Origin of the sequence: Rhodococcus opacus, from assembly GCF_012396235.1 — a bacterium.
GTDB classification, from domain to species: domain Bacteria; phylum Actinomycetota; class Actinomycetes; order Mycobacteriales; family Mycobacteriaceae; genus Rhodococcus_F; species Rhodococcus_F opacus.
On record NZ_JAAXPA010000091.1, the window covers coordinates 1 to 2,007 of the forward strand.

Here is a 2,007-nt window from a genome sequence, read left to right on the forward strand (position 1 = left end):
TGCCGCACATCCGCGCTTCCTGATGGGTCGCGGCGTAGTACACGCTTGTTCCCTCCAGTGCCTCGATCCCCGGAACTGCCAACTTGCGGTATCGCGCCCCGGTGGCGAGCACGACGGCCCGGCCGCGGACCGCGCCGCCGTCCGCCAGCCGGAGCACGTGGTGCCCGTCCTCGGATCCCAAACCGGTCACCTCGGCGGACACCAGGATGCGGGCGCCGAACTTGCCGGCCTGGATCACCGCGCGCTCGGCCAATTCGGCGCCGGAGATCCCTGCGGGGAAGCCCAGGTAGTTCTCGATCCGGGAGGAGGTACTGGCTTGGCCGCCGGCGGCGATCGACTCCAGCGTCACCGTGTTCAACCCGTCCGAGGCGCCGTACACGGACGCGGCCAGACCGGCCGGTCCGGCACCCACCACGACGAGGTCGCACACGTCCTGGGCTGCGTCCGGGACCGAGTCCGGGACCGGAAGCCCGACGATGCGGGCGAGTTCGGCGTTCGTCGGATTGCGCAGCACCTTCTCGCCGTGCCAGATCACGACGGGAGTGTCCTCGGGGGCGATGTCCAGGCTGCGCAGCAGCTGCTCCGCCCGTTCGTCCTGCTCCAGATCGATCCACCTGTGCGGCAGTCGGTTTCGCATGGCGAACTCCCGAAGCCGCAACGTGTCCGGGGAATAGCAGGAGCCGATGATCCGGAACCCGGATCCGAGTCCGATCAGCAGGTGCCGGCGCACCAGGTAGGCGCGCAGGATCAGATCGCTGAGCACGAGATCGTGGGCAACTAGTTCGCGCACCCGCGCGGCCGGGACGACGAGCATCTCGCCGTCCTCGATCGCCTCGGCGGTGAAGAACGCCACCTGGCCTTCCAGCAGTCCGAGCTCGCCCAGGAATCGGCCGGGACCGTGCACGCGCAGTATCCGGCGTTCGCCGTCCACGTCGCCCTCGTCGATGATCGCGACCTTGCCGGAGAGGATGACGAAGAAGTCGTGGCTGGGCGCGCCCTCACGGATCAGCACCTCGCCGGCGCGAACCGATCGACGCGTGCCACCGACCTCGAGCGTTGCGACCTGGTCGTCCGTCAGCCGCGGGAAAGCACCTTCCTCGTCCGGAGTCTCGTCGTCGACCGGCGGGACGTCGCAGGCGGGAACGCGGTCCTCAGACGAAGTTCTGGTCGACATAACACCAGCGCCAATCTTCACCTGGTTCCATCGACTGGACGATCGGATGGCCGATGGTGTGGGCGTGCGCGCTCGCGTGCTTGCCCGGCGAGGAGTCGCAGCAACCGACGTGTCCGCACGTCAGGCACAGCCTCAGATGCACCCACGGGGTTCCGAGGCGAAGACATTCCTCGCAACCCTGCGGGGTCCGGGGCACCACGGGCCGGATCGCGGTCACGTGTGGGTCCGCATGGACAAAGGTCATGACTTCGCCTCCTTGCCTGCATTTTCCGAGAGTGCCTGATCGAGCCACGTGCGCAGCTGGGGTACCGGAGCTGCGCCCGCCTGCCGAGCGAGGACCTCACCCCGGTCCATCACCAGCAGAGTCGGCACGGCGCGGACGGTGAACCGTTCGGCCGTCTGGGGAGCAACATCTACGTCGACCTTGACCAGCTTGATCTGACCTGCGCGTTCTGTGGCGAGCTGCTCGAGCGCCGGGCTGACCATGCGGCACGGGCCGCACCACGTCGCCCAGAGATCGACGAGCACAGGCACCGAGGACTTCTCGGCGACCTCCGCGAAGTCGCCGTCCCCTGCCGAGGCGATCCAGGGCAGCGGCTCGTGACAGTTCCCGCAGCGCGGTTTTCCTTCCCCGGCCGCCGGCACCTTGTTGATCTTGCCGCAGTTCGGACACTTCACCTTGTCGGATCCCATGACGACACCTCTCCTCAGGCCGCCGCGACGGCGGGTTCCGCATACGCGACGGCGAGCTCGCCGCCGTCCACCGTGACACCGATGGTGCCACCCGGTTCGATTTCGCCTCGCAACAGCGCACGACCGATCTTGGTCTCCAC

The 2,007-nt window shown here is 68.2% G+C and carries 3 protein-coding genes; all 3 read right to left on the minus strand.

Annotated elements, in window-relative coordinates; translation table 11 throughout:
• A partial coding sequence (locus HGB39_RS37960) for a cyclic nucleotide-binding domain-containing protein (protein ID WP_168443029.1) occupies nt 1-1,174 on the minus strand: 1,174 nt, incomplete at its 3' end.
• Nucleotides 1,152-1,418: a UBP-type zinc finger domain-containing protein gene (locus HGB39_RS37965; protein WP_081276680.1), complete on the minus strand. Its 267-nt coding sequence runs from the start codon at nt 1,416-1,418 to the stop codon at nt 1,152-1,154. The genes HGB39_RS37960 and HGB39_RS37965, both read right to left, overlap by 23 nt.
• Nucleotides 1,415-1,867: a thioredoxin gene (gene trxA / locus HGB39_RS37970; RefSeq protein WP_007297052.1), complete on the minus strand. Its 453-nt coding sequence runs from the start codon at nt 1,865-1,867 to the stop codon at nt 1,415-1,417. Before trxA ends, HGB39_RS37965 begins: the two co-directional genes overlap by 4 nt.
• Nucleotides 1,868-2,007: the final 140 nt, after the last annotated feature.

Coding starts and splice junctions, on each gene's coding strand:
- trxA (WP_007297052.1), bottom strand. CDS start 1,867: ATGGGATCCGACAAGGTGAAGTGTCCGAACTGCGGCAAGATCAACAAG.
- HGB39_RS37965 (WP_081276680.1), bottom strand. CDS start 1,418: ATGACCTTTGTCCATGCGGACCCACACGTGACCGCGATCCGGCCCGTG.